Consider the following 25924-nt stretch of genomic DNA (forward strand, 5'->3'; position numbering starts at 1 on the left):
TTGGCACCAAACAGACACCGGCCCAGGCCGGTGTCTGTGTTTTCGGCAGCCGCTCGGCAAAACGGGTTAGGCTTGTCCTTTCCCCTTTTCGCCATCGGATCCGCCGCATGACCGCTCCCACCCTGCTCCGCCTCGATCAACTGGACGAGGCCCTGGCCGCCTACGACGGCTTCATCCTCGACCTCTGGGGCGTGCTGATCGACGGCTACGAGACCTTTCCCGGCGCCCGCGCCTGGCTGGAGCGTCGCGCCGCCGAGGGCAAGCCGGTGTGGTTCCTCAGCAATGCCTCGCGCGATGCGGACGGCATGGTCGAAGAACTGGGCAAGCTGGGCGTGCCGCGCGAGCTCTTCGCCGGCATCACCACCTCGGGCCAGCTGGCCATCGACGCCTTTCAGCAGGACCCGAAATTCCGCGCAGGCGGTATCTACCTCTCCGGCCCCGGTACCGGCCAGACGGGCTGGCCCGCGGAAATCCGCGCGCGCTTCGTCGAGGACATCGACCAGGCAGCCATCATCCTCGGCGTCGGCAGCTTCCCGGAAGACGAGCTGGAAGCCCGCTTCGCGCCCCTGGCCGCCGCCCTGGACAAGCCCTTTCTCTGCGCCAATCCGGATCGCAACGTGGTGTCCGGGGGTCTACCCTTCTATGCGGCCGGCAAGCTGGCCGATCGCTTCGCCGCCCTGGGTGGCGAGGTCACCTGGTACGGCAAGCCCGATCCCTATGCCTTCCGCTGCGCAGCCGGGGAACTGGCCACCCGGGGCGCCCATCGCCTGCTGTTCGTGGGGGATTCCCTGGTGACCGACGTGCCCGGCGCGGTGGCGGCGGACATCGACTGCCTGTGGCTGGCCGCCACCGGCATCCACCGCGAGGCCCTGGGCCTGGACTTCAATGAGGAGCCCACCCGCGAAGGTCTCGCCGCCTTGCTGGAGCAGCATCCCGCGCTGCCGCATTTCGCGGCCGCCGGTCTCGCCTGACCCCTTTTCCCACACGCCGAGGTATCGATGAGCAAGAAGCACGTAGTGGTCTTCAACCGCCTGCCCGAACAGCTGGTGGAACGCCTGCGCGAACACTTCACCGTCGAGGTGATTCCCGCCAGTGCCAACATCGACCTGTTCGCCGCTTCCGCAGCCAAGGCCCAGGGCCTGATCGGCGCCAGTCGCAAGCTGGGCGAGAAGGAACTGGAAATGGCCACTACCCTGGAAGCCATCGCCAGCGTCTCGGTCGGCTACGACAGCTATGACGTGGACTACCTGACCGAGCGCGGCATCCTGCTCACCAACACCCCGGACGTGCTCACCGACACCACCGCCGACCTCGGCTTCACCCTGCTGGTGAGCGCCGCCCGGCGGGTGCCGGAGCTGGACGCCTTCGTCAAGGCCGGACACTGGCGCAAGGGCATCGGCGAAGAACACTTCGGCACCGACATCCATGGCCGTACGCTGGGCATCGTCGGCGCCGGTCGCATCGGTGCGGCCATCGCCAAGCGTGGCCACTTCGGCTTCGACATGCCGATCCTCTATACCGCCAACAGCGCCAAGCCCGAGCTGGAAGAGCAGATGGGTGCCCAGCGCCGCGAGCTGGACCAACTGCTCGGGGAAGCCGACTTCGTCTGCCTGGTGGTGCCCCTGTCGGCTGCCACCGAAGGCCTCATCGGCGCCCGCGAACTGGGGCTGATGAAGTCCAGCGCCATCCTGATCAACCTGGCGCGCGGCCCGGTCATCGACGAGCCGGCGCTGATCGAGGCGCTGCGCCAGGGCCAGATCCGCGGCGCGGGCCTGGACGTCTATACCCGTGAACCGCTGGAGGCCTCGCCGCTGTTCGAGCTGCCCAACGTGGTCACCCTGCCGCACATAGGTTCGGCCACCCACGAGACCCGCTACGCCATGGCCGAACGCGCAGTGGACAACCTGATCGCTGCCCTCACCGGTGAGCGCCCGACCGACCTGGTCAATCCGGACGCCCTGGACCGCCGCTAGGCGCTGATCGCCCACCGTCGCCCCAGGTGGCGTGCCGTCCGGCCGCTTAAAGGCTATACTGCCGCGCCGCTCTCGGGTCGGCCGCCCTGGCCGGGTGGGCCTCTCTCAGTGTGTCAGGCCACCCCTCCGATCGGGCTCCTTCGCGGCCCGGTCCGTGCGACCCGAATTGCGCGCCCGTCTCGCCACCGCCCGTGGCCGAGACGCAAGAAACCGCCAAGAGGAGCGCGTACATGACCGTGATCAAGCAGGATGATCTGATCCAGAGCGTTGCCGACGCCCTGCAGTTCATCTCCTATTACCACCCCGTCGATTTCATCCAGGCCATGCACGAGGCCTATCTGCGCGAAGAATCCGCCGCCGCGCGCGATTCCATCGCCCAGATCCTGATCAACTCGCGGATGTGCGCCACCGGCCACCGGCCGATCTGCCAGGACACCGGCATCGTCACCGTCTTCGCCAAGGTCGGCATGGACGTGCGCTGGGACGGCGCCACTCTGAGCCTGGACGAGATGATCAACGAGGGCGTGCGTCGCGCCTACAACCTGCCGGAAAACGTCCTGCGCGCCTCGATCCTGGCCGACCCGGCCGGTGCCCGCAAGAACACCAAGGACAATACCCCGGCGGTGATCCACTACCAGATCGTCCCCGGCAACACCGTGGAGATCGATGTCGCGGCCAAGGGCGGCGGCTCCGAGAACAAGTCGAAGATGGCCATGCTTAACCCGTCCGACTCCATCGTCGACTGGGTGCTCAAGACCGTGCCGACCATGGGCGCCGGCTGGTGCCCGCCGGGCATGCTGGGCATCGGCATCGGCGGTACCGCCGAAAAGGCCGCGGTGCTGGCGAAGGAATCGCTGATGGACGAGATCGACATCCATGAGCTGAAGGCCCGCGGTCCGCAGAATCGCCTGGAAGAACTGCGCCTGGAGATCTTCGACAAGGTCAACCAGCTGGGCATCGGTGCCCAGGGCCTGGGCGGCCTGACCACGGTACTGGACGTCAAGATCAAGGACTACCCGACCCACGCCGCTTCCCTGCCGGTGTGCATGATCCCCAACTGCGCCGCCACCCGTCACGCCCATTTCGTGCTCGACGGCTCCGGTCCCGCCAGCCTGGAAGCGCCGCCGCTGGACGCCTATCCGGAAATCGTCTGGGAAGCCGGTCCGAGCGCCCGGCGCGTGGATCTCGACACCCTGACTCCGGAAGAGGTACAGAGCTGGCAGCCGGGCGAGACCGTGCTGCTCAACGGCAAGATGCTGACCGGTCGCGATGCCGCCCACAAGCGCATGGTCGACATGCTCAACAAGGGCGAGTCGCTGCCGGTGGACCTCAAGGGTCGCTTCATCTACTACGTCGGCCCGGTCGATCCGGTGGGCGACGAGGTGGTCGGCCCGGCCGGTCCCACCACGGCCACCCGCATGGACAAGTTCACCCGCCAGATCCTCGACCAGACCGGCCTGCTGGGCATGATCGGCAAGTCCGAGCGTGGCCCCATCGCCATCGAGGCGATCAAGGACCATAAGGCGGTCTACCTGATGGCCGTCGGCGGCGCCGCCTACCTGGTGGCCCAGGCCATCAAGGGCGCCCAGGTGCTGGCCTTCCCGGAACTGGGGATGGAGGCCATCTATGAGTTCGAGGTGAAGGACATGCCGGTGACCGTGGCCGTGGACACCCGTGGCGAATCGGTGCACATCACCGGTCCGCAGGTCTGGCAGAAGAAGATCGCCGACAGCCTCGCCGTCGAGATCTAAGCGCTCGTCGCGGTAGAAAAGCCCAGCCCCGTGCTGGGCTTTTTCTTTGGGCGCACGTCCGTCAGCCGGCGGGAGCCTTGCCGATCGGCCGGGGTCGCATGCAGACCATCCCCGACCCCGGAGCCCCCATGCCCACTCTCTCCAGCGATTCCGTTTGCAGCCTGGCCCCCGTCTTCGCCGTCCAGCCCGATCAGCTCGAAGCCTTCAAGCGCCTGGGCGAGGCCATGCTGCAGCGCACCCGCAACGAACCCGGCTGCCTCTACTACGGCTTCTGCTACGACGGCACCACGGCGCGTTGCCGCGAAGGCTATCGCGATGCCCAGGCGCTGCTGGCGCACCTGGACAACGTCGGCGACCTGCTGGAGCAGGCCCAGGCCATCGCCACCCTGGAACGCTTCGAGGTGTTCGGTGCGGCCGATCAGCTGGAGCAGCTGCGCGAGCCGCTGGCGGCGCTGAACGCGCGCTTCTTCGTCATGGCCGAAGGCTTCCGCCGCTAGCCTGGGGTGGTTTCTGCTGCGGCGCCAGCCGCGGCAGCAGCACCGCGAGGATGCGCTTGCGGGTCGGCACCACCAGCCGCTCCTGGAACAGCACGCAGAGCACCACCACCGCCAGCAGGAACAGCCAGTACCAGGCGATGGAGTTGGTGTAGGCCCCGGCGGCGGCGATGCAGACCTCGCGATTGCCGCTCAGGCAGGCCTTGAGGTCGCCGCCGATCAGCTGTTCCAGGGTCATGTAGATCCCCGACAGGGGTACATGCAGGGCGAACATCGACAGCGAAGCACCGCCGAGTCGCGGCGACCAGTGGCGGATGCGCTCGCTGGCCGGTTCCTGCGCCAGCGCGGCCAGATAGACCAGGATCAGCTGCGACGGCAGGAACAGGCCGTTGTGGAACAGGAAGTACCAGAACTTGGGCCCGTGGGTGAAGAGGGCCGTGCCCAGGGCGAAACTCAGGATCAGGTAGCTCGCCAGCAGCAGTCGCTGCCGTTCCGAAGGCGCCCAGCCCCGCGCGTGCTGGCGGCGAAAGAGGGCATACAGCAGGATGCCGGCAAGGAATTCCGGCAGGCGGAACAGCGGTACCCGCTGCAGGAGCCCGGTGAAGGGCATGCCGTAGTTCTGATGCAGGATCACCAGCAGCGGCGGGATCAGATAGAGCACCCAGACCAGCAGCAACAGCTGCCAGGGACGCTCGCTGGTCATCAGCCGGGGGGCCAGGTTGGGAAAGGTCAGGTAGAAGAAGAACAGCGCCGAGATCGACCAGAGCGGCGCGTTGAAGGTCAGGTAGTAGGGATTCCAGGCCTGCAGCATGAACAGCTGCAGCACGGCATTGAAGGCCAGCTCCGCGTTGGTCATGAAGTGCTGGAACAGCTCGGGGTTGGTCCGGGCCAGGGGCTCGTTGGTGTCGAACACCACGAAGCGGATACTGGCCGTGGCCGCGCCCGGCGGAATGCCCAGACTGCCGATCCAGGTCACCACCGCCATCGCCAGCAGCAGGGCGAAGATATGGATCGGATAGAGATTGGCGAACCTCTTGATCCAGAAACTGCGCGCCGGCTCGCGCAGGCTGCCGCGGCCGCAATAGACATGGGCGAGCAGGAAACCGGAGAGCACGAAGAAGGTGCTGGTGGCGAAGAAGCCCATGCTGGTGATCTCGTCCAGCAGGGGAATGGTCTTGCGCTCGGGATAGAAATGGATGGTGTGGTAGACGACCACATAGAAACCCATCAGGAATCTGAGCCACTCCAGACCGATGAAGCGGTGTTTATCTAAAGTCTGCACTAAGGCGTTACTCGTCTGGCCTCGTCCGCGGGACGATGGGTCCGGCCTGCGGCACCGGATCGGTTATGTTACCCGCACCTGACAACCGGGGCTGCTAACCGCGCCCCAGTACACCGATCACCAGGCGATCCAGCGAACCCCAGAGCCACTCGCGCGCGCGACGCCACCAGGGGCGACTGCGCCAGAACTCCAGGGTGATCTCCCGGCTCTGGGCGAAATCCTTGACGAAGCTGGCCGCCACCGCCTGACTCAGCCCGCGGTCCACCGCCTCGACATTGGCCTCCAGGTTGAATCTCAGATTCCAGTGGTCGAAGTTGCAGGAGCCGACGCTGACCCAGTGGTCCACCAGCACCATCTTGGCGTGGATGAATCTCGGCTGGTATTCGTAGATACGCACTCCCGCGCGCAACAGGCTGCGGTAGTAGCGCTGGCCGGCGAACCGTACCGGGGGATTGTCGGTGTGGCGACCGGTGAGCAGCAGGCGCACGTCGACACCGCGCCGGGCCGCGCGTCGGAGCGCCCAGCGCACGCGCCAGGTCGGCAGGAAATAGGGGGTGGCGAACCAGATGCGCTCCTGGCCACCCACCAGGGCACGAATCAACGCCTGGAGGATGTCGCGGTGCTGGCGAGCATCGGCATAGGCGACCCGGCCCTGCCCTTCCTGGGCCACCGGCGGTGGCGGCGGACGCTCGCGTCCCCGCCGCGGACGCGGCTTCCAGGCGCGACGGCGACCGACCGCTTCCCATTGGCGCTCGAACAGCGCCAGCCAGTCCTGCACCAGCGGACCCTGGATGCGCACCATCACCTCGTGCCAGTTGCAGTCGCTCTTGGCCGGGTCCCAGAAGTCGTCGGTCGCGCCGCTACCGCCGACGAAGGCTTCTTCGCCGTCGATGATGAAGATCTTGCGATGATCGCGGTGCAGATTGTGCAGGCCGTGACCGAAGCGCACGGGATTGAAGACGCGCAGCTCGGCGCCCGCTTCCTCCAGCTGCCGGCGCAGGCCGGCGTCCATCCGCAGGGTACCGAAGCCATCGAACAGGCAGCGCACCGCGACACCACGCCGGGCCGCCTCGGTCAGGGCCACGAGCAGTTGCTCGGCGCAGCTGCCGGCTTCCACCAGATAGAGTTCGACATCGATCTGGCGACTGGCGCCGGCGATGGATTCGAGCATGGCCGGAAAGAACCGACCGCCGTCCACCAGCAATTCGAACCTGTTGTTTTCCCGCCATGGAAAGACGGCGCCCCGCATGCTTCCTACTCCGTGCCTGTGGCCCTTGCATAAGAAGGCTCGGACGAGGGTTCGTTCAGTGGCGGGAGTGGTTTGGCTGGCCAGACGCCGGCTACGGAAGAACCGTCGGCTCTGGCGCGGCGCCTGGTCGGCGGCGTGCGCCGATGGACGGAGGCCTGCCCTCGTAGCAGGCCGTCAACGCGCCTATAGCGAGGGCTCGGGACGTCGGGCGGTCCAGTCCACCTGCTGGGGAAAACGACCGGTCACCTCGGCGCTCAGCGGGCGGGACACCAGGAAGCCCTGCATGATCTCGCAGCCATGCTCGATCAGCCAGTCACGCTGTTCCAGGGTCTCCACGCCTTCGGCGATGACCTCCAGATCCAGATTGCGGCCCAGTTCCAGGATGGTGCTGACGATGGCGGCGTCGCGGGAGGAATCGAGCATGTTGGCGATGAACAGCTGGTCGATCTTGAGGGTGTCCAGCTCGAAGTGGCGCAGATAGGCCAGCGAGGAGTAGCCGGTGCCGAAGTCGTCCACCGCGATGCGCACGCCGAGGGCGCGCAGTTGCGACAGCTGTGCCCGGGTGTAGTCGATGTCGTGCATCAAGGCCGATTCGGTCACCTCGATCTCCATCTGCTCGGGTCGCAGATTATGGGTCTCGATGATCTGGCGCAGACTCTCGGCCAGTTGCGGCATGCCGAATTGCACCGGGCTGAGGTTGATGCTCAGCAGCAGTTCGTCGCCATAGATCTCCTGCAATGACTGCAGCTTGGTCGCGCCTTCACGGAAGATCCAGTCGCCGATGCGGTTGATCAGCCGGGTCTCCTCCAGCAGCGGAATGAAGACGCTCGGCGAGACCTTGCCGGCCACCGTGTGCTCCCAGCGCAGCAGCGCTTCGAAGCCGCGCAGGCGGCCATCGCGCAGATAGACCTGCGGCTGGTAGGCGAGCACGAAATCCTTGTTGTCAATGGCGTTGCGTACGCTTTCTTCGAGCATCAGCCGGGAACGGGCGCGGCCGTTCATTTCCGGCGAGAAGAAGCGGTACTGCTGACGGCCGCCGCGCTTGGCCTCGTACATGGCGATGTCGGCGGATCTCAGCAGGCCGTCCACGGTATGGCCGCAATCGGGATAGCTGGCGATGCCGATGCTGGCGCCCAGGCTGACTTCCATGCCGTCGATGCGATGCACCGTGGCCAGCAGCTCCAGCAGCTTCTCGGCGACCCGGGCGGCATCCTCGGGATGCTCCAGGGAATCGAGCAGCGCGGTGAATTCGTCGCCACCCATGCGCGCCAGGATGTCGTAGGGTCTCATGCAGCTCTTCAGCTGCTCGGCGACGATGCACAGCACCCGATCCCCGGCCTCGTGACCGAGGGAGTCGTTAATGCGCTTGAAGCCGTCGAGATCGATGTAGAGCACGGCCATGCGCTTGCCGTTGCGGCCGCTGCGCGCCAGCGCCGCTTCCAGGGTCTGGTTGAAGCCGCGGCGATTGAGCAGGCCGGTCAGGGCATCGGTGACGGCCTGGGATTCCAGCTGGTCTTGCAGCTCGCGCATACGCGACATGTCCAGCGCGATGATGACCATGGCCCGCTGCATGCGCGGCAGCGGCGCGCAGGACAGCGCCACCGGCAGGCTGTCGCCGCGGTTGGTGCGCAGGCGGGCGTCGTGCAGCCGATAGGTCTCGCGGCGGTCGTAGTGTTCCATGAAGGGCGAGGTCTGCCAGTCGTCGAGACCGCTGCCGCCTTCGAGGAAATCGAGGAAGTTGGCATGCACCAGGTCACTGACGCTGCATCTCAGCATGCGGGCGATGGCGGCGTTGGCGAAGGTCACCCGGCCCTGCTCGTTGACGGTGAGGATGCCCTCGGCGGCATTGTCGAGCAGCGAGTCGCTGAAGGACTTGGCCAGCTCCAGCTGCTGGGTGGCCTGCAGCAATTCGCGACGATTGCGCTCGTGGTCGAGCAGCGAGCGCACCTTGTGCCTGAGGATGTTGGGATCGACCGGCTTGAGCAGATAGTCGACCGCGCCGGTGGCATAGCCCCGCAGGACCGATTCGTAGGAGTGGGCTTCGGCGGAGACGAAGATGATAGGAGTGAAGCGGGTGCGCAGGTTGCTGCGCATGATGCGCGCCACCTCGAAGCCGTCCATGATCGGCATCTGGACGTCGAGCAGCACCAGGTCCACGGTTTCGTCGAGCAGGTATTGCAGGGCGCGCTCGCCCGAGGCGGCGGTGATCACCCGCCAGTTCCCGACCTCCAGCACCGCCTGCATGGCGAGCAGGTTCTCCAGGCGGTCGTCGACCACCAGCAATACCGGACCTTGCTCTGTCTGCGGCAACGGGCACTCCATCAAGCCTTTTCTCCCCGCGGCCTCTGCCGCCGTGCAGCAGCCATGCGGGCTGGCTACCTCTTCCCGTCGTGACCCCAAGAAGGGCGTCGCTCTCAACCCTACTAGCGTAGCAGCCGGACAGGGGCCTGCCTCCTGCCAATCGGCGGGAGGCTCCCTTTGCGACGTCTATCAGAGCGCAAAATGGCAAAGCAGTTTCCGCCGCGCTTCACAAGGGCGCGGAAACTGCAGAGCGCGGGCGACGAGCGGTCGTTACTGGGCGGGGGTACCGGTGGCTCCCGGCAGGGGCCGCAGATTGACCTCGACGCGACGATTCTGCGCCCGGCCATCGGCGGTGGCGTTGCTGGCGATGGGCGCATCGGGACCGGCGCCCCGGGTGCTCAGCCGCGCCGCCGGTACGCCCTGGGCGGTCAGGTAGCCGGCGACGTTCTGCGCCCGGCGCTGGGACAACTCGACGTTGTGGGCGCGGCTGCCGGTGCTGTCGGTATAGCCGACGATCTCGATGCTGTTCTGGTCGAATTGCTTGAAGGAATTGGCCAGGTCGTTCAGCGGCTTGTAGAAGCTGTTGGCGATGTCGGCCGAGTCGGTGGCGAAGGTGATGTTGCCGGGCATGATCAGCTTGATGTCGTCGCCCTGGCGCTGCACCTCGACGCCGGTGTTTTCCATCTGCCGCCGCAATTCGGCTTCCTGGCGGTCGGCGTAGTAGCCGTAGCCCGCTGCCGCCGCGCCCACGGCCGCGGCGCCGATCAGCGCCCCCTTGCCCCGATGGTTGTGATCGATGGCGGCACCGGCAACGGCGCCCGCGAGAGCGCCCAGGCCGCCGTACTTGGCGGTGTTGGAGGTGCCACCGCTGGCCTGACCCTGGTTTTCGTAGGGATTGGGGGAAGCGCATCCGGCCAGGGTGGCCAGGGCCAGGCTGGCGAGAAGGATACGGGTGGGCAGCGCCATGTCTTTACTCCTTGAAGATCCATCGCGGCGGACAGGGCCGCACCTGGCAATTCTAGCCGGCCGATCTGAATCGCAACTGAACGAAGCGGCGCCCACGGACACTTATCGCGATAGTGAGCCTCTAAGTCCACGATAGGCAGAATCGAAAATGGATAGCTTGCATATCGATTTTTTACGATCTAAGGTTCGCTACAACCCAAGATGACGATGCGACCGTGATGGACGAGATCCTCAAAGCCCTGGCCAATCCCCTGCGCCGCCAGATCCTTGGCTGGCTGCGCGATCCCCGGCAGTACTTCCCGCACCAGGACCACGATCTGGGTACGGGCGTCTGCGCCGGGCAGATCGAGGCCCGTGCCGGGCTGTCGCAGTCGACGGTCTCGGCGCACCTGGCGGTACTGACCCGGGCCGGCCTGGTCACCACGCGGCGCATTGGTCAATGGGTGTTCTACCAACGCGACGAGGCCGCCATCCAGGCCTTTCTGCAACGTCTCGCCCGCGAACTCTAGTCTGCAAGGAATCCTGATGCCCGCTTCTCTCATCGTGCTGGCGCTGAGCGCTTTCGCCATCGGTACCACCGAATTCGTCATCATGGGGCTGCTGCCCAATGTCGCCGCCGACCTCGGCGTGTCCATCCCCAGCGCCGGCTGGCTGGTCACCGGCTATGCCCTGGGCGTGGCCGTCGGCGCCCCCTTCATGGCCCTGGCCACGGCCCACTGGCCGCGCAAGCGTGCCCTCCTCGCCCTGATGGGCATCTTCATCTTTGGCAACCTGCTCTGCGCCGTGGCCAGCGGCTACAACATGCTGATGCTGGCGCGGGTGGTCACCGCCCTCTGCCATGGCGCCTTCTTCGGTATCGGCGCGGTCGTCGCCGCGAGCCTGGTCCCGGAGAATCGCCGTGCCTCGGCGGTGGCCCTGATGTTCACCGGCCTGACCCTGGCCAATGTGCTGGGCGTGCCCCTGGGTACCGCCCTGGGCCAGGCGGCCGGCTGGCGCTCGACCTTCTGGGCGGTGGTGGTGATCGGCGTGGTCGCCCTGATCGGCCTCTGGCGGGTCCTGCCGACCGACCGCAACCAGCCGCGCGCCGACCTGCGCCGGGAGTTGCTCGCCCTGCGCGGCCTGGGCTTCTGGCTGGCGCTGTCGATGACGGTGTTCTTCGCCGCTTCCATGTTCGCCCTCTTCACCTATGTGGCGCCGCTGCTGCAGGAAGTCACCGGCGTGTCGCCGCGGGGCGTCACCGGCACCCTGCTGCTGATCGGCCTGGGCCTGACCCTGGGCAACTTCATCGGCGGTCGCCTGGCCGACTGGCGCCTGGCCACCAGCCTGGTGGGCATCTTCGTCGCCCTGGCGCTGACTTCCGCCGCCCTGCGCTGGACCGGTCATGCCTTCCTGCCCGCCGAGGTCACCCTCTTCCTCTGGGCCGCGGCCGCCTTTGCCGCCGTGCCAGCCCTGCAGATCAACGTGGTCACCTTTGGCAAGGACGCGCCGAATCTGGTCTCGACCCTCAACATCGGCGCCTTCAACGTGGGCAACGCCCTCGGCGCCTGGGTCGGCGGCCTGGTGATCGACCACGGCCTGGGCCTTACCGCGGTACCCCTTGCCGCCAGCGGGCTCGCCCTGCTGGCCCTTATCGCCACCCTGCTGACCGCCAGCCAGGCCCGCAAGAGCGGCCTGGCGACCGCCAGCTAATCAAGAGAGCTAGCCATGACTCAGCTGTTCGACCCGATCAAGATCGGCGCCCTGGAACTGCCCAACCGCGTCATCATGGCGCCCCTCACCCGCTGCCGTGCCGAACCGGGCCGGATCCCGGGCGACCTGATGGTCGAGTACTACGTGCAACGCGCGTCCGCCGGCCTGATCATCACCGAGGCCACCTCGGTGGATCCCATGGGCGTGGGCTATCCCGACACCCCCGGCATCTGGTCCGACGAGCAGGTGGCCGGCTGGCAGCGGGTGACCACGGCCGTGCACAAGGCCGGTGGCCGCATCGTGCTGCAGCTCTGGCACGTGGGCCGCATCTCCGATCCCAGCTACCTCGACGGCGAATTGCCGGTAGCACCGAGCGCCATCGCCGCCCAGGGCCACGTCAGCCTGCTGCGTCCCAAGCGTGACTATGTCACCCCGCGGGCGCTGGAAACCGCCGAGATCCCCGGCATCGTCGCCGCCTACCGGCATGGTGCCGAGAACGCCAAGCGCGCCGGCTTCGACGGCGTCGAGGTCCACGGGGCCAACGGCTATCTGCTCGACCAGTTCCTGCAGAGCGACACCAACCAGCGTACCGACAACTACGGCGGCTCCATCGAGAATCGCGCCCGGCTGCTGCTGGAGGTGACCGATGCCTGCATCGACGTCTGGGGTGCCGATCGCGTCGGCGTGCACCTGTCCACCCGTGGCGACATGCACACCATGGGCGACAACGACCCCGCCGCCACCTTTGGCCATGTCGCCCGCGAGCTCGGCCAGCGCCAGGTCGCCTTCATCTGCATCCGCGAAGCGGCCGGCAGCGACAGCCTCGGCCCGGACCTCAAGGCGGCCTTCGGTGGCGTCTACATCGCCAACGAGAAATTCGACAAGGCCAAGGCCAATGCCTGGCTGGACGAAGGCAAGGCCGATGCGGTGGCCTTCGGCGTGCCCTTCATCGCCAACCCGGACCTGCCGCAGCGCCTGGAACAGGACGCCGCGCTGAACGAGCCGCATCCGGACACCTTCTACAGCAAGGGCCCGGTGGGCTACATCGACTATCCGCGGCTGTAATTTTCCCGCCGCCAGAAAAAGCCCGCCAATTGGCGGGCTTTTTCTTGGGCTTCGCAGATGGCTGGGATAGCTCTACCGCGGAGGCCCAAAGGTCGCGGGCATGGGCACGGTCTGTCCGCGTTGGGCTTCGCTGCGCTCAACCCAACCTACGGCTGAAATCGTAGGTTGGGTTGAGACGGCTCCATCGTCGAAGCCCAACAGTCACGGGCACGCTACACCCCCGTTGGGCTTCGCTGTGCTCAACCCAACCTACGTCAGGAATCGTAGGTTGGGTTGAGACAGCTCCATCGTCGAAGCTCAACAATCACGGGCACGGTGCATCCCTGTTGGGCTTCGCTGCGCTCAACCCAACCTATAGCCGAAATCGTAGGTTGGGTTGAGACAGCTCCATCGTCGAAGCCCAACAATCACGGACGGTGCATCCCTGTTGGGCTTCGCTGCGCTCCACCCGACCTACGGCTTAAATCGTAGTTTGGGTTGAGACGGCTCTACCGTCGAAGCCCAACAATCAAGGGCACGGTGCATCCCTGTTGGGCTTCGCTGCGCTCAACCCGATCTACGCGGGGCCAGGCCAGAACGCCCGGATCGCCGCCACGCCCTGGGCACCGGCCTGCCAGGCGCTGGTGAGGTCGTCTTCGCCCAGCCCTCCCAGCAGATAGGCCGGCAGGTTGCAGTCGGCCAGCAGCTGCTGGGCCTTGACCCAGCCCAGGGTCGGGGCGCCGGGATGGCTCGTGGTGGGCATCACCGGCGACAGGGTGACGAAATCCACCCCCATCTGCTGGGCCAGGGCCAGCTCCTCGGCGTCATGGCAGGAAGCCGCCAGCAGGCGCTGCGCCGGGAAGGGCCGGCCGTTGGGTGCATAGCGGCGCAACTGCTCGGCGGTCAGGTGCCAGCCCGCGGCGGGAAAATCGCCCAGCCACTCCAGCGGCCCCTTGAGCATCAGCTGGGCGCGCCCGGTGCAGAGCCCCTGGACGTCGCCGGCCAGGTCGCGGTACTGCGGATCGAAATTGTCCGGCGTGCGCAGCTGGACCAGGCGGATACCGCTGTCCAGCGCCCGGTGCAGGCCATTGAGCAATTCCGCGGTGGTCAGCTCGCCGGGGGTGATGAGGTAGCGCTCCGGCAGCCGCGCTGCCTGGACGATGGGCCGGTTGGCCGCCGGGAAGTCGTAGTCGGCAAGGTCACGCGGGGCGACCCAGGCCAGCGGCTGGCCTTCGGCGCCATGGGCGGCGCCGGTGAAGGCATCCACCTGCCAGACATCCAGCAGCACCGCCTGGTCGGGATAGTCGTGGCGCACCTGCAGCAACGGCCGCGCCGTTGTCACCTGGATGCCCAGCTCCTCGGCCAGTTCGCGCGCGAGGGCTGCGGCCGGCGCTTCACCGGCCTCGACCTTGCCCCCCGGAAATTCCCAGAGGCCGCCCTGGTGCTTGTGCGCGGGGCGTTGGGCGATAAGGATCTGCCCCTGGGGGTCGCGGATCACCGCGGCGACGACATGCAGACGGGTCATGCGCTCTGCTCCTCGGTTTCGGCCTCCGCCAGCCAGCGCTGGAAGGCCGGCCAGGCGTAGATGGTTTCGACATAGGCGGCCGCCTCGGCCGACAGTTCCACCCCGTAGCTGCGGAAGCGACTGGCGACCGGGGCATAGAAGGCATCGGCGATGGTCGGCGTGCCGAACAGATAGGGGCCCTGCTGGCCATGGCGTTCGCGGCATTCGCGCCACAGGCGCTGGATGCGCTGGATGTCTTCCACCGCCTCGGCGGTGGTCGACTTCAGCCGCTGGCGACGGCGCAGATCCATGGGCAGCTCGCGGCGCAGGGCCAGGAAGCCGCTGTGCATCTCGGCGCACAGCGCCCGGGCATGGGCGCGGGCCAGGGTGTCCGTCGGCCACAGCCCGGCATCGGGATAGGCTTCGGCGAGATACTCGACGATGGCCAGGGAATCCCAGATGGTGCCCTCGGCCAGCTTGAGCACCGGCACCTTGCCGGTGGGCGACTGGGCCTTGAGCAGGGCGCGGCTGTTGGGCGCATAGAGCGGAATCGACACCTCCTCAAAGGCGGCGCCGCTGAGCTCCATGGCCAGCCAGGCCCGCAACGACCAGGAGGAGAAATTCTTGTTGCCGATCACGAGTTGCAGCTGGGACATGCGGGGATTCCTCGAAACGATGCGGCCCGCGAGGACCGCCGCAGGCGCCCGCTGGAGCGGACGCCAAGGCGTCGGATAGCCGTCAGGTACGGTACTCGGCGTTGATCTTCACGTAGTCGTGGGACAGGTCGGTGGTCCAGATGGTCTCGCTGTGATTGCCACGGCCCAACTCGATGCGGATCTCGATCTCCGCCTGGGCCATGACCCGCGCGCCCTGCTCCTCGGTGTAGGTGGCCGCGCGACCGCCCTGCTGGCAGATCTGCACGCCGCCAAGGAAGACGTCGATCAGACTGACGTCCAGCTGGGGCACGCCGGCCCGGCCGACGGCGGCCAGGATGCGCCCCCAGTTGGGATCGGAGGCGAACAGCGCGGTCTTGATCAGCGGCGAATGGGCCACGGCGTAGCCGACGTCCAGGCACTCCTGGGCATTGCCACCGCCATTGACCTGCACGGTGACGAACTTGGTGGCACCCTCGCCATCCCGCACGATGGCCTGGGCCAGTTCGGCGAACACCGCGAACACCGCGTCGCGCAGCTGCTCGAAGGCCGCGCCGCTGGCCTGGGTGATTTCCGCCATGGCCGCTTGGCCGGTGGCCACCAGCATGCAGCAGTCGTTGGTGGAGGTGTCGCCGTCGATGGTGATGCGGTTGAAGGAGCGGTTGGCGGCGTCGGCCAGCAGATCCTGCAGCAGGCCCCGGGCGACCTTGGCGTCGGTGGCCACGTAGCCGAGCATGGTCGCCATGTTCGGCTTGATCATGCCGGCGCCCTTGCTGATGCCGGTCACGGTGACGGTCACGCCGTCCACCTGGAACTGGCGGCTGGCGCCCTTGGGCAGGGTGTCGGTGGTCATGATGCCGGTAGCGGCGGCGGCCCAGTTGTCCTCGGCCAGATCGGCCAGGGCGGCCGGCAGCGCGGCTTCGATCTTTTCCACCGGCAGCGGTTCGCCGATCACCCCGGTGGAGAACGGCAGTACCGCTTCCTCGCCGACGCTGGCCAGGGTGGCCAGGGTCTTGGTGGTGCGCTCGGCCGCGGCCAGACCGGGCTGCCCGGTACCGGCGTTGGCGTTGCCGGTGTTGGTCAGCAGGTAACGCACCGGACCAGCGAAGCGCTGGCGGGAGACGATCACCGGCGCGGCGCAGAAGGCGTTCAGGGTAAAGACCCCGGCCACGCTGGAGCCTTCGGCACAGCGCATCACCACCACATCCTTGCGCCCGGGACGCTTGATGCCGGCGGAGGCGATACCGAGTTCGAAACCGGGAACCGGGTGCAGCGTGGAGAGCGGACCGAGACCGACAGCCATGGGAAAACTCCAGTGAAAGAAAAGGAAACGCCGCGAGCGGAAAACCGGTCGCGGCGTGGAAAGCAGCCTTCCCGCGCCCGCCTCGCCCAGCCTGGGCAAGGGGCGCAGACAGCCTAGCGGGTGGAGTTTACAGCCTGTCGGCGGCTATGCCGACAGGCTGCCGTCGCCCCGGCTGCCTGGGCAGGCCCTCAGTCGAGCTTGCCGTGGCACTGCTTGTACTTCTTGCCGGAACCGCAGGGGCACGGCTCGTTGCGACCGATCTTCTGGTCATTGCGCTGGGGCTGCAAGGGCACCACGGTGTCTTCGCCCTGCTCGTCCTCGAGCACCTCGGGGTCGACCAGCGAAGGCGCCTCGGCATGCTGGAACTGCATGCGCTCGGCCATGGCCTCGGCCTCGCGGCGCATGCGCTCCTCTTCCTCGGCCGGATCCTCGCGGCGTACCTGGACATGGGACAGCACGCGGATGGTGTCGCGCTTGATGCTGTCCAGCAGTTCTTGGAACAGGGTGAAGGACTCGCGCTTGTATTCCTGCTTGGGGTTCTTCTGGGCGTAGCCGCGCAGATGGATGCCGTGGCGCAGGTGGTCCATGGTGGTGAGGTGGTCCTTCCAGAGGTCGTCGACCACCCGCAGCAGCATCTGCTTCTCGAAGTTGCGCAGGGCCTCGCGCCCGGCCATGTCTTCCTTTTCCATGTAGGCGGCTTCGAGCTGCTCGAGGATCTTCACCCGCAGGGTGTCCTCGTACAGCTTGTCGTCCTCGTCCAGCCACTGGCCGATGGGCAGTTGCAGACCGAAGACGCTGTAGATCTCGGCTTCCAGGCCGGGGACGTCCCACTGCTCGGGCAGCGACTGCGGCGGGATGTGCTCGTTGATCACCTGGGTCAGGGTCTCCTCGCGGAAGCCCTTGATGGTGTCGCCGACGTCTTCGTTGGCCAGCAGGGTGTCGCGCATGTGATAGATCACCTTGCGCTGCTCGTTGGCCACGTCATCGTATTCCAGCAGCTGCTTGCGGATGTCGAAGTTGCGACCCTCGACCTTGCGCTGCGCCTTCTCGATGGCGTTGGTGACCATGCGGTGCTCGATGGCCTCGCCGCCCTGCATGCCCAGGGCCTTCATGAAGTTCTTCACCCGGTCGGAGGCGAAGATGCGCATCAGGCTGTCTTCCAGCGACAGGTAGAAGCGGCTGGAACCCGGGTCGCCCTGGCGACCGGCACGGCCGCGCAGCTGGTTGTCGATCCGGCGGGATTCGTGGCGCTCGGAGGCGATCACGTGCAGGCCGCCGGCATCGATGACCTGCTTGTGGCGCGCCTGCCAGGCGGCCTTGATCGCGGCGATCTGCTCCTCGGTGGGGCTCTCCAGGGCCGCGACTTCCACTTCCCAATTGCCGCCGAGCAGGATGTCGGTACCGCGACCGGCCATGTTGGTGGCGATGGTCACGGCGCCCGGACGACCGGCCTGGGCGATGATCTCGGCTTCGCGTTCATGGTACTTGGCGTTGAGCACCTTGTGCTCGATGCCGGCCTGGGTCAGCAACTGGTCGACGTACTCGGAACTCTCGATGGAGGCGGTACCCACCAGCACCGGACGGCCTTCGGCCTGGCACTGCTTCACGTCCTCGATGATGGCCTGGTACTTCTCGGCCTGGGTCAGATAGACCAGGTCGTTGAAGTCCTTACGGGCGACTTCGCGGTGGGTCGGGATGACCAGCACGTCGAGGTTGTAGATCTGGCGGAATTCGAAGGCCTCGGTGTCGGCGGTGCCGGTCATGCCACCGAGCTTGTTGTAGAGGCGGAAGTAGTTCTGGAAGGTGGTCGAGGCCAGGGTCTGGCTCTCGGGCTGGATCGGCAGTCCTTCCTTGGCCTCGATGGCCTGGTGCAGGCCTTCGGAGAGGCGACGGCCCGGCATGGTCCGGCCGGTGTGCTCGTCGATCAGCAGCACCTGGTCCTGCTGGACGATGTACTCGACGTTGCGATGGAACAGGGTATGGGCGCGCAGGCCGGCGAACACGTGGGTCAGGAGGCCCAGGTTGTGCGCGGAGTAGAGGCTCTCGCCCTCGGCCAGCAGTCCGGCTTCGGTGAGCATCTCCTCGATGAACTGGTGACCCAGCTCGGTGATCTCCACCTGGCGGGTCTTTTCATCGATGGTGTAGTGACCGACCTGGGTCGGATTGCCTTCCTCTTCCTCGATGTGCTGCTGCAGGCGCGGGATCAGCAGGTTGATCTTCTGGTAGAGCTCGGAGCTGTCTTCGGCCTGGCCGGAGATGATCAGCGGGGTCCGGGCTTCGTCGATGAGGATGGAGTCCACCTCGTCGACCACCGCGAAGTTCAGCTCGCGCTGGTACTTCTCGGCCATGCTGAAGGCCATGTTGTCGCGCAGGTAGTCGAAGCCGAATTCGTTGTTGGTGCCGTAGGTGATGTCCGAGGCATAGGCGGCGCGTTTCTCTTCCGGCGGCTGGAACGGCAGGATGATGCCGACCGACAGGCCGAGGAATTCGTACAGCGGCCGCATCCAGTTGGCGTCGCGGCGGGCCAGGTAGTCGTTCACCGTGACCACGTGGACGCCCTTGCCGGACAGCGCGTTGAGATAGACCGGCAGGGTGCCCACCAGGGTCTTGCCCTCACCGGTACGCATCTCGGCGATCTTGCCTTCGTGCAGCGCGGCGCCGCCGATCAGCTGGACGTCGAAGTGGCGCATGCCCATGACCCGCTTGCCGGCCTCGCGGACCACGGCGAAGGCCTCGGGCATCAGCACGTCGAGGGACTCGCCCTGCGCGACGCGCTGCTTGAATTCCTCGGTCTTGGCGCGCAGTTGCTCGTCGCTCAGGGAGGCAATCTGGGATTCCAACGCATTGGTGGCCACCACGACCTTGCCTAGGCGTTTGACATCTCGTTCGTTCTTGCTTCCAAAGAATTTCTTCAACAAAGGCGCAAACATATCGACTGGAATTCTTCCGCTGGAATGAGGGGAGCGAAACGGGCGGCAAGGCCTCTGCAGAGCCTGGCCAGACGCCTGGGCGCGGGGGTTGAAACCCGCGGTGTCCCGCGATGGTAATCGGGCATTCTACTCGGAAATGCCGATGAGGAAAGAACGACGGGCCCCCGGCCGCCAGGACGCCAGAGCGATCTGTTACCATCGGCGTCTCCTCTTCGCCCATCGCGAGTCCTGCGCATGGCCTTTCGCCCCCTCTCCGCCGTCGCTCCCGCCGCCCTGCTGCGCCAGGCCAAACCGCTCAAGGCGCTGTTTCGCGAGGCCGAGCGACTGGGCCGGTTGCAACAGCTGCTGGAAGAACAGCTGCAACCCGCCGCCCGACCCCATTGCCGGGTGGCCAGCTGGCGCGAGGGCACCCTGTTGCTGGTGGTCAACGACGCCCATTGGGCGACCCGGTTGCGCTATCAGCAGCGGCGCCTGCTCAGACTGCTGCAGCAGGCGCCGGAATTCGCCGGCCTGATGCGCCTGCAGTTCAAGATGCAGCCGAATCCCGGCGTTGCCACCCGCGCCCGACCGGTGCGCCAGGTCAGTCAGGTGGGCGCCGACAGCCTGCGCGAAGTCGCGGCCGGGATCCGCGACCCCAAGCTCAAGGCCGCCCTGGAGCGGCTGGCCAGCCGCACCGGCCAGGCCGCGGACAGCGACGCCTAAGGCCAGCCCACCAACAGCCGCCCAGCGATACCGGCCAGACTGCCCATGACGACCAGGGCAATCCGCCGCCACCAGCGCCGCGCGCGCGTCTCCCGGTGCGGCAGCAGGTGATCGATCAGCAGCGCGCCCAGCAGGATCAGGCCGCCGGTGGCCAGGGCTTGCCATAGCAGGAGCATGCAGAGTCCTCGGTGAGGGATATTTCGTTCGGTGGCGCTATGCCTCGCCCGTCGCCATCGATCGGGTTCCCGCCACGCCGCCTCCCTGGGCCGACACCGCGCTCAGGCATGGACGGAAGCCCGGATCGCTGAAGCCCGCATCGAAGGCGCCTTGGGGTTCTTCGCCCCGCCGCGCTACCCGTCCTGATTCTGTTGCTGGTGGCCCAGCCCGCCTCAGGCGCGCGCCACCGCCCGCTCGAAGGCGGCGCGGATGCGCTCTTCCGGCAGGTCCATGCCGATCAGCACCACGCGACTCTCGCGTTCCTCGTCGGCCAGCCAGTCACGCTCCCAGTCGGCGGCATAGATCTGCTGCACGCCCTGGAACAGCAGGCGGCGCTCCTCGCCGGCGATGTTGAGCAGGCCCTTGTAGCGCAGCAGGTCGCAGCCGAGGGTATCGAGCAGCATCTCCATCACCTTGCCGATCTTGTCCTGGTCGTAGGGACGCGACTCGCGGATGGCGATGGACTGGATGCGCTCGGTGAGGCTGACGGCTTCCGACACCGGGCGCAGCGGACGGAACAGCGTCGGCGGTGCCAGGTCCTCGTCGTGCAGGTTGAAACCGCGGATGTCGAGCAACTCGGCCAGCTCGATGCGGCCGTGATCGACATGGCGGATGGGGGCGCGCCGGTTGATGCGCTGCAGGCGGTTCTCCAGCGCCTCGACGGCGGCCGGCTCGGCCAGGTCGAGCTTGGTCAGCAGCAGGCGATCAGCGAAACCGATCTGCGCCTGCAGCAGCGGATCGCTCAGTTGCTCGCTGGCGTGGACGGCGTCCACCAGGGTCAGCACCCCGTCGAGCAGATAGCGTTCGCGCAAGAGCTCGTCGGTAAAGAAGGTCTGGGCCACCGGACCGGGATCGGCCAGGCCCGTGCATTCCACCACCAGCCGCTCGAAATCCAGTTCGCCGCTGTCCAGCCGCTCCAGCAGCACGGTCAGGGCATAGGCCAGGTCCTTGCTGCCGGTGCAGCAGACGCAGCCGTTGGCGACCTTCATCAGCTGCACGGCGCCGGCGTCTTCGAGCAGTTCGCCGTCGACGTCGAGGGCGCTGAATTCGTTTTCGATCACGGCGATCCTGAGGCCGTGCTCGGCCTGCAGGATGTGCTTGAGCAGGGTGGTCTTGCCGGCACCGAGAAAGCCGGTCAGGACGGTGACGGGGATGGGTTCACGCATGAAAGGACTCCAGACAGAAAGAGGCCGGGCTTGGAGCCCGGCCTTGGAACCTATTCACGATCTCGCGAGCTAGAGCCAAACAAGGCGAAAAGGCCTGAGGAAGCGGATCGGACTCGCGCTCGAGTTTACGAGTGGTAAATGAGCATTCCGAAGGCATTTTCAACGCCGTTTGGCCGACGCGCAGCAGATCGTGAACAGGTTCTGAGGGTGACCCTGGGTCAGCAGCAGCGTATGGCGCCGGACTTGCCGCCACCGTAGCGCGCTTCCTGGCGCTCGCGGAAGAAGGCTTCGTAGCTCATCACCGGCTGGTCCGGATGCTTGCCGCGCATGTGCTCGACATAGGTGTCGTAGTCGGGCATGCCCACCAGCATCTTGGCGGCCTGCCCCAGGTACTTACCCATGCGACCCAGGTCATTGAACATGAGGATTCTCCTTTAAACGCCCGTGGCCGGCTGGAACGGGGTCTCGCGGTCGCTGCGCTCGGGCTTGGCCAGGGCGGCGCGACCGACCTTGATGGAAAAGAACAGGATGCTCATCACCACCACCAGGAACAGCACCGACAGGGTGGCGTTGGTGTAGGCGTTGAAGACGATGTGCTGCATCTGTTCCATGCTCTTGGCCGGGGCGATCACCTGCCCCTGGGCCATGGCGGTGCTGTATTTCTTGGCCAGGGCCAGGAAGCCGACCGCCGGATTCGAATCGAACAGCTTGATCAGGCTGGCGGTGGTGGTGCAGATCAGCAGCCACACCGCCGGCACCAGGGTGACCCAGACATAGCGCTGGCGCTTCATCTTGATCAGCACCACCGAGCCCAGCATCAGGGCGATACCGGCGAGCATCTGGTTGGAGATGCCGAACAGCGGCCAGAGGGTGTTGATGCCGCCCAGCGGATCGACCACGCCCTGGTACAGCAGCCAACCCCAGAGGGCGACGCAACCGGCGGTGCCGATGACGTTGGCGGTCCAGGAATCGGTGCGCTTCAGCGCTGGCACGAAGCTGCCCAGCAGGTCCTGCAGCATGAAGCGGCCGGCGCGGGTGCCGGCGTCCACCGCGGTGAGGATGAACAGCGCCTCGAACAGGATGGCGAAGTGGTACCAGAAGGCCATGGTGTTCTCGCCCGGCAGCACGTTGTGCATGATCTGGGCGATGCCCACCGCCAGGGTCGGCGCACCACCGGCACGGGCCAGGATGGTGTGCTCGCCGATCTCGGCGGCGGTGGCCTGCAGCATCTCGGGCGTCACCACGAAGCCCCAGGTGCTGATCTTGGCGGCCACCGAGACCACGTCGGCGCCGACCACGGCGGCCGGGCTGTTCATGGCGAAGTAGACGCCCGGTTCGATCACCGAGGCGGCGACCATGGCCATGATGGCGACGAAGGACTCCATCAGCATGGCGCCGTAGCCGATGTAGCGGGCGTGGGTTTCCTTGGCGATCAGCTTGGGCGTGGTGCCCGAGCTGATCAGGGCATGGAAGCCGGACACCGCGCCGCAGGCGATGGTGATGAACAGGAAGGGGAACAGGGTGCCCTTCCACACCGGACCGGTGCCGTCGACGAACTGGGTCAGGGCCGGCATCTTGAGCATCGGCATGGTCACCAGGATGCCGATGGCCAGGGCGATGATGGTGCCGATCTTGAGGAAGGTGGACAGGTAGTCACGCGGCGCCAGCACCAGCCAGACCGGCAGCACGGCGGCGACGAAGCCATAGCCGATCAGCATCCAGGTGATCTGCACGCCGGTGAAGGTGAAGGCCGGACCCCAGACCGGATCGGCGGCGACCACGCCACCGGCCCAGATGGAAGCCAGCAGCAGCACCACGCCGACCAGCGAGATCTCGCCGATGCGCCCGGGGCGGATGTATCTCATGTAGACGCCCATGAACATGGCGATCGGCAGGGTGGCGATCACCGTGAACATGCCCCAGGGACTCTCGGCCAGGGCCTTGACCACGATCAGCGCCAGCACCGCGAGGATGATGATCATGATCAGGAAGCAGCCAAACAGGGCGATGGTGCCGGGGATGCGGCCCATCTCCTCGCGCACCATGTCGCCCAGGGAGCGACCGTTGCGGCGGGTGGAGAGGAACAGCACCACGAAGTCCTGCACCGCGCCGGCGAAGACCACTCCGGCGATCAGCCAGAGGGTGCCGGGCAGATAGCCCATCTGGGCGGCGAGCACGGGACCGACCAGCGGACCGGCGCCGGCGATGGCGGCGAAGTGGTGGCCGAAGAGGATGTGCTTGTTGGTGGGGACGTAGTCCAGGCCGTCGTTGTTGAGGACGGCGGGCGTGGCTCTTCTGGCGTCGAGCCCCATCACCTTGGTGGCGATGAACAGGCTGTAGTAGCGGTAGGCAACGAGGTAGATCGCCACGGCGGCGACCACGATCCAGAGGGCGTTGATCGCTTCGCCTCGACTCAGCGCCACGGTACCCAGCGCGAAGGCGCCCAGTACGGCAACGGCGAACCAGGCAAGATGGCTGGCCATTCGGGTCATGCTTGTTCTCCTGCCGCGCACCAGTGGCCGCGGCGATACTTGTTATTGTGAGAGCCCACAGCGGAGCCATATTACTATCGGCGGCTCGACGCGACAGCGAAATTCGCAGAACTACCCAAGGCCCGCTACGTAGTTCTACGTAGCGGGTAGTCCGGACAGGTGCCGATGCAACTCAAATACAAGATGGTCGCCCTCGGACTGCTGCCTTTGCTGCTGGCGGTGGCCGCGGTCTGCCTGGTGGTCCTGGAACAGAGCCAGCGCCTGGGCGAGCAGCAGGCCCGGCTGCTCGAACACAGCATCCTCGGCAGCAAGAAGACCGAGTTGCGCAACTATGTGGAGATGGGCGTCAGTGCCATCCAGCCGCTGTACGGCAGCGGTCGCGACGACGAGGAGACCAAGGCCAGGGTACTGGCGCTGCTGGCCAGTCTGAATTTCGGCAGCGACGGCTATTTCTTCGTCTACGACCAGCATGGCCGCAATCTCATGCATCCGCGCCAGCCCGAATTGGTCGGCCGGGATCTTTGGCAGCTGACCGACGGTACCGGCCTGCTGGTGATCCAGGCGCTGCTCAGGAGCGCCCGCGAAGGCGACGGCTTCCAGCGCTATGGCTGGCAGAAGCCCTCCAGCGGGCAGATGGCGGAAAAGCTCGCCTACGTGACCCAGCTGCAACGCTGGGGCTGGGTGCTGGGCACCGGTCTCTACCTGGACGACGTGGACGCCGCCCTCGCCCAGGTCCGCCACGACGTGGCCGCCGGCATCCGCACCACCCTGCTGGCCAGCGCCGGGGTGGCCCTGGTGGCGGTGCTGCTGGTGTTCGCCGGTGGCCTGACGCTCAACGTCAGCGAACACCGCCTGGCCGATCGCAAGCTCAAGCAGCTGACCCAGAGACTCATCACCTCCCAGGAAGAGGAAAGGTCGCGGCTGTCGCGCGAGTTGCACGACGGCATCAGCCAGTTGCTGGTATCCATCAAGTTCCAGTTCGAGCTGGCCAGCCGCGAACTGGGCGCGGGCAAGCCCAGCGCCGGCGAGACCCTGCGCGAGGGCACCCAGCGCCTGGCCGCCGCCATCGGCGAGATCCGCCGCATCTCCCACGACCTGCACCCTTCCCTGCTGGACACCCTCGGCCTGCCCGCCGCGCTCGGCCAGCTGGTGGAGGAATTCCGCCAGCGCAGCGGCCTGGACGTGGACTACCGGCAGACCCTGGACGACAGTCCCGCCGGCGGCGACATGGACGTCGCCCTGTTTCGCATCGTCCAGGAGGCCCTGACCAATATCGAACGCCATGCCGGGGCCCGGCGGGTGGTCATCGACCTGCAACGGCGCGGGCGCTGGATCTGCCTGACCGTGCACGATGACGGCCGCGGTTTCGATACCGGCCAGGTGGAGCGCCTCAGCGGCGGCATCGGCCTGCGCAACATCCGCGAGCGGGTGGAGCTGTTCGGCGGTCGCTGCGCCATCCAGTCCGGGCCCGGCGGCACGACCCTCGACGTGGTTCTGCTACGCTCGGACCTCCCGGCCGACGAGGAAAGCCCGACATGACGCCCATCCGCATCCTCCTGGTCGACGACCATGCCCTGGTCCGCGCCGGCGTGCGGGCGCTGCTGGGCACCATCGAGCGCTTCGTCGTGGTCGGCGAGGCCGGCAGCGGCGCGGAAGCCCTCGACCTGCTGGCGCGTCTCGATCCGGACATCCTGCTGGTGGACATCGGCCTCAAGGACATCAACGGCCTCGAGCTGACCGCGCTGATCGCCGAGCGCGCCCCCCGTGCCCGGGTACTGATCCTGAGCATGTACGACAATCGCGAGTACGTGAGCACCTCGCTGCGGGTCGGCGCGGCCGGCTATGTGCTCAAGGATGCACCCTCGGAGGAGATCATCGCCGCCGTGGAAGCCCTGGCGGTCGGCGGGCGCTTCTACAGCAGCGCCATCGCCGCCCGCCTGGGCGAAGGCGGCGCCAGCGAGGGCGACCTCACCCCGCGGGAACGCCAGGTGCTGCTGCTGATGGCTCAGGGTCTCAACAACAAGACCATGGCCCAGCAACTGGGGCTCAGCGTGCGCACGGTGGAGACCCATCGCCTGAGCATCCGCCGCAAGCTGGACATCCAGAAGCCGGCCGACCTTGTCCGCCATGCGCGCGAGTACGGCTGGCGCCCCGAGGGCACGTCCAACGTCTGACCAGAGGCCACTGCTCGCACCCTGGCGACCAATGA

At 66.8% G+C, this 25924-nt stretch carries 21 protein-coding genes and 1 pseudogene; 10 read left to right on the plus strand and 12 right to left on the minus strand.

Annotated elements, in window-relative coordinates; translation table 11 throughout:
• Window positions 1-107: 107 nt before the first annotated feature.
• The 4 genes from FHR73_RS19705 to FHR73_RS19720 all read left to right on the plus strand — a co-directional run bounded on the left by FHR73_RS19705 (window position 108) and on the right by FHR73_RS19720 (window position 4221).
• Window positions 108-971: a TIGR01459 family HAD-type hydrolase gene (locus FHR73_RS19705; protein WP_183633518.1), complete on the plus strand. Its 864-nt coding sequence runs from the start codon at window positions 108-110 to the stop codon at window positions 969-971.
• Between the two features lie 27 nt (window positions 972-998).
• Window positions 999-1973, plus strand: coding sequence for a D-glycerate dehydrogenase (locus FHR73_RS19710; RefSeq protein ID WP_183633520.1), 975 nt, complete (start codon window positions 999-1001; stop codon window positions 1971-1973).
• A gap of 230 nt (window positions 1974-2203) precedes the next feature.
• Window positions 2204-3724 (plus strand): fumarate hydratase, encoded by a 1521-nt coding sequence (locus tag FHR73_RS19715; RefSeq protein ID WP_183633522.1) that lies wholly within the window; start codon window positions 2204-2206, stop codon window positions 3722-3724.
• A 128-nt stretch (window positions 3725-3852) separates the two neighbouring features.
• Complete coding sequence (locus FHR73_RS19720) at window positions 3853-4221, plus strand: putative quinol monooxygenase (protein ID WP_183633524.1); 369 nt, start codon at window positions 3853-3855, stop codon at window positions 4219-4221.
• Here the strand turns inward: FHR73_RS19720 and FHR73_RS19725 are convergent.
• The 4 genes and pseudogenes from FHR73_RS19725 to FHR73_RS19740 form a co-directional block, all read right to left on the minus strand.
• Window positions 4196-5500 (minus strand): acyltransferase, encoded by a 1305-nt coding sequence (locus tag FHR73_RS19725; RefSeq protein WP_183633526.1) that lies wholly within the window; start codon window positions 5498-5500, stop codon window positions 4196-4198. The two genes, FHR73_RS19720 and FHR73_RS19725, sit on opposite strands and share 26 nt — an antisense overlap.
• A 94-nt stretch (window positions 5501-5594) precedes the next feature.
• The gene (locus tag FHR73_RS19730; RefSeq protein ID WP_183633528.1) at window positions 5595-6749 is read right to left on the minus strand and encodes a phosphatidylserine/phosphatidylglycerophosphate/cardiolipin synthase family protein; all 1155 of its coding nucleotides are present in this window, start codon (window positions 6747-6749) and stop codon (window positions 5595-5597) included.
• A gap of 183 nt (window positions 6750-6932) precedes the next feature.
• Window positions 6933-9071, minus strand: a complete 2139-nt coding sequence (locus FHR73_RS19735; RefSeq protein WP_183633530.1) for a bifunctional diguanylate cyclase/phosphodiesterase — start codon at window positions 9069-9071, stop codon at window positions 6933-6935.
• 249 nt (window positions 9072-9320) lie between these two features.
• Window positions 9321-10039, minus strand: a pseudogene (locus FHR73_RS19740) (OmpA family protein).
• A 195-nt stretch (window positions 10040-10234) separates the two neighbouring features.
• On the opposite strand from FHR73_RS19740, the gene FHR73_RS19745 reads away from it, so the two are divergent.
• The 3 genes from FHR73_RS19745 to FHR73_RS19755 are packed head-to-tail and all read left to right on the plus strand — an operon-like array spanning window position 10235 to window position 12770.
• Window positions 10235-10525, plus strand: a complete 291-nt coding sequence (locus FHR73_RS19745; RefSeq protein ID WP_183633532.1) for a helix-turn-helix transcriptional regulator — start codon at window positions 10235-10237, stop codon at window positions 10523-10525.
• A gap of 16 nt (window positions 10526-10541) precedes the next feature.
• Window positions 10542-11705, plus strand: coding sequence for an MFS transporter (locus FHR73_RS19750; protein WP_183633534.1), 1164 nt, complete (start codon window positions 10542-10544; stop codon window positions 11703-11705).
• Window positions 11706-11720: 15 nt separating this feature from the next.
• A complete protein-coding gene (locus FHR73_RS19755; protein WP_183633536.1) occupies window positions 11721-12770 on the plus strand; it encodes an alkene reductase in 1050 nt (349 codons plus the stop codon).
• Between the two features lie 556 nt (window positions 12771-13326).
• On the opposite strand, the gene FHR73_RS19760 is transcribed toward FHR73_RS19755, so the two are convergent.
• The 4 genes from FHR73_RS19760 to secA all read right to left on the minus strand — a co-directional run bounded on the left by FHR73_RS19760 (window position 13327) and on the right by secA (window position 19139).
• On the minus strand, window positions 13327-14274 hold the full coding sequence (locus FHR73_RS19760) for a Nudix family hydrolase (protein ID WP_183633539.1): 948 nt from the start codon (window positions 14272-14274) through the stop codon (window positions 13327-13329).
• Entirely contained in the window at window positions 14271-14909 is a 639-nt protein-coding gene (locus tag FHR73_RS19765) for a glutathione S-transferase family protein (protein ID WP_183633541.1), read from the minus strand. The genes FHR73_RS19760 and FHR73_RS19765 overlap by 4 nt, the downstream gene beginning before the upstream one ends.
• An 82-nt stretch (window positions 14910-14991) precedes the next feature.
• Complete coding sequence (gene argJ, locus FHR73_RS19770) at window positions 14992-16209, minus strand: bifunctional glutamate N-acetyltransferase/amino-acid acetyltransferase ArgJ (protein WP_183633543.1); 1218 nt, start codon at window positions 16207-16209, stop codon at window positions 14992-14994.
• Window positions 16210-16397: 188 nt separating this feature from the next.
• Window positions 16398-19139, minus strand: coding sequence for a preprotein translocase subunit SecA (gene secA / locus FHR73_RS19775; RefSeq protein WP_183633545.1), 2742 nt, complete (start codon window positions 19137-19139; stop codon window positions 16398-16400).
• A 234-nt stretch (window positions 19140-19373) separates the two neighbouring features.
• On the opposite strand from secA, the gene FHR73_RS19780 reads away from it, so the two are divergent.
• Window positions 19374-19841: a DciA family protein gene (locus tag FHR73_RS19780; RefSeq protein WP_183633547.1), complete on the plus strand. Its 468-nt coding sequence runs from the start codon at window positions 19374-19376 to the stop codon at window positions 19839-19841.
• On the opposite strand, the gene FHR73_RS19785 is transcribed toward FHR73_RS19780, so the two are convergent.
• From FHR73_RS19785 to FHR73_RS19800, 4 genes are all read right to left on the minus strand, one after another.
• Window positions 19838-20017, minus strand: a complete 180-nt coding sequence (locus tag FHR73_RS19785) for a hypothetical protein (protein WP_183633549.1) — start codon at window positions 20015-20017, stop codon at window positions 19838-19840. The two genes, FHR73_RS19780 and FHR73_RS19785, sit on opposite strands and share 4 nt — an antisense overlap.
• Before the next feature lie 213 nt (window positions 20018-20230).
• Complete coding sequence (gene yjiA, locus FHR73_RS19790; protein WP_183633551.1) at window positions 20231-21223, minus strand: GTPase; 993 nt, start codon at window positions 21221-21223, stop codon at window positions 20231-20233.
• 218 nt (window positions 21224-21441) lie between these two features.
• A complete protein-coding gene (locus FHR73_RS19795; protein ID WP_007162682.1) occupies window positions 21442-21645 on the minus strand; it encodes a YbdD/YjiX family protein in 204 nt (67 codons plus the stop codon).
• A gap of 12 nt (window positions 21646-21657) precedes the next feature.
• Entirely contained in the window at window positions 21658-23715 is a 2058-nt protein-coding gene (locus FHR73_RS19800) for a carbon starvation CstA family protein (protein WP_183633553.1), read from the minus strand.
• A gap of 165 nt (window positions 23716-23880) precedes the next feature.
• Here FHR73_RS19800 and FHR73_RS19805 point away from each other — a divergent pair, with 165 nt between their 5' ends.
• Together FHR73_RS19805 and FHR73_RS19810 are read left to right on the plus strand one after the other, a co-directional pair.
• Entirely contained in the window at window positions 23881-25254 is a 1374-nt protein-coding gene (locus FHR73_RS19805; protein WP_183633555.1) for a cache domain-containing protein, read from the plus strand.
• On the plus strand, window positions 25251-25889 hold the full coding sequence (locus tag FHR73_RS19810) for a response regulator transcription factor (RefSeq protein WP_183633557.1): 639 nt from the start codon (window positions 25251-25253) through the stop codon (window positions 25887-25889). Before FHR73_RS19805 ends, FHR73_RS19810 begins: the two co-directional genes overlap by 4 nt.
• Window positions 25890-25924 lie beyond the last annotated feature (35 nt).

Origin of the sequence: Pseudomonas sp. AS2.8, assembly GCF_014190935.1 — a bacterium.
In the GTDB taxonomy this organism is placed as follows: domain Bacteria; phylum Pseudomonadota; class Gammaproteobacteria; order Pseudomonadales; family Pseudomonadaceae; genus Chryseomonas.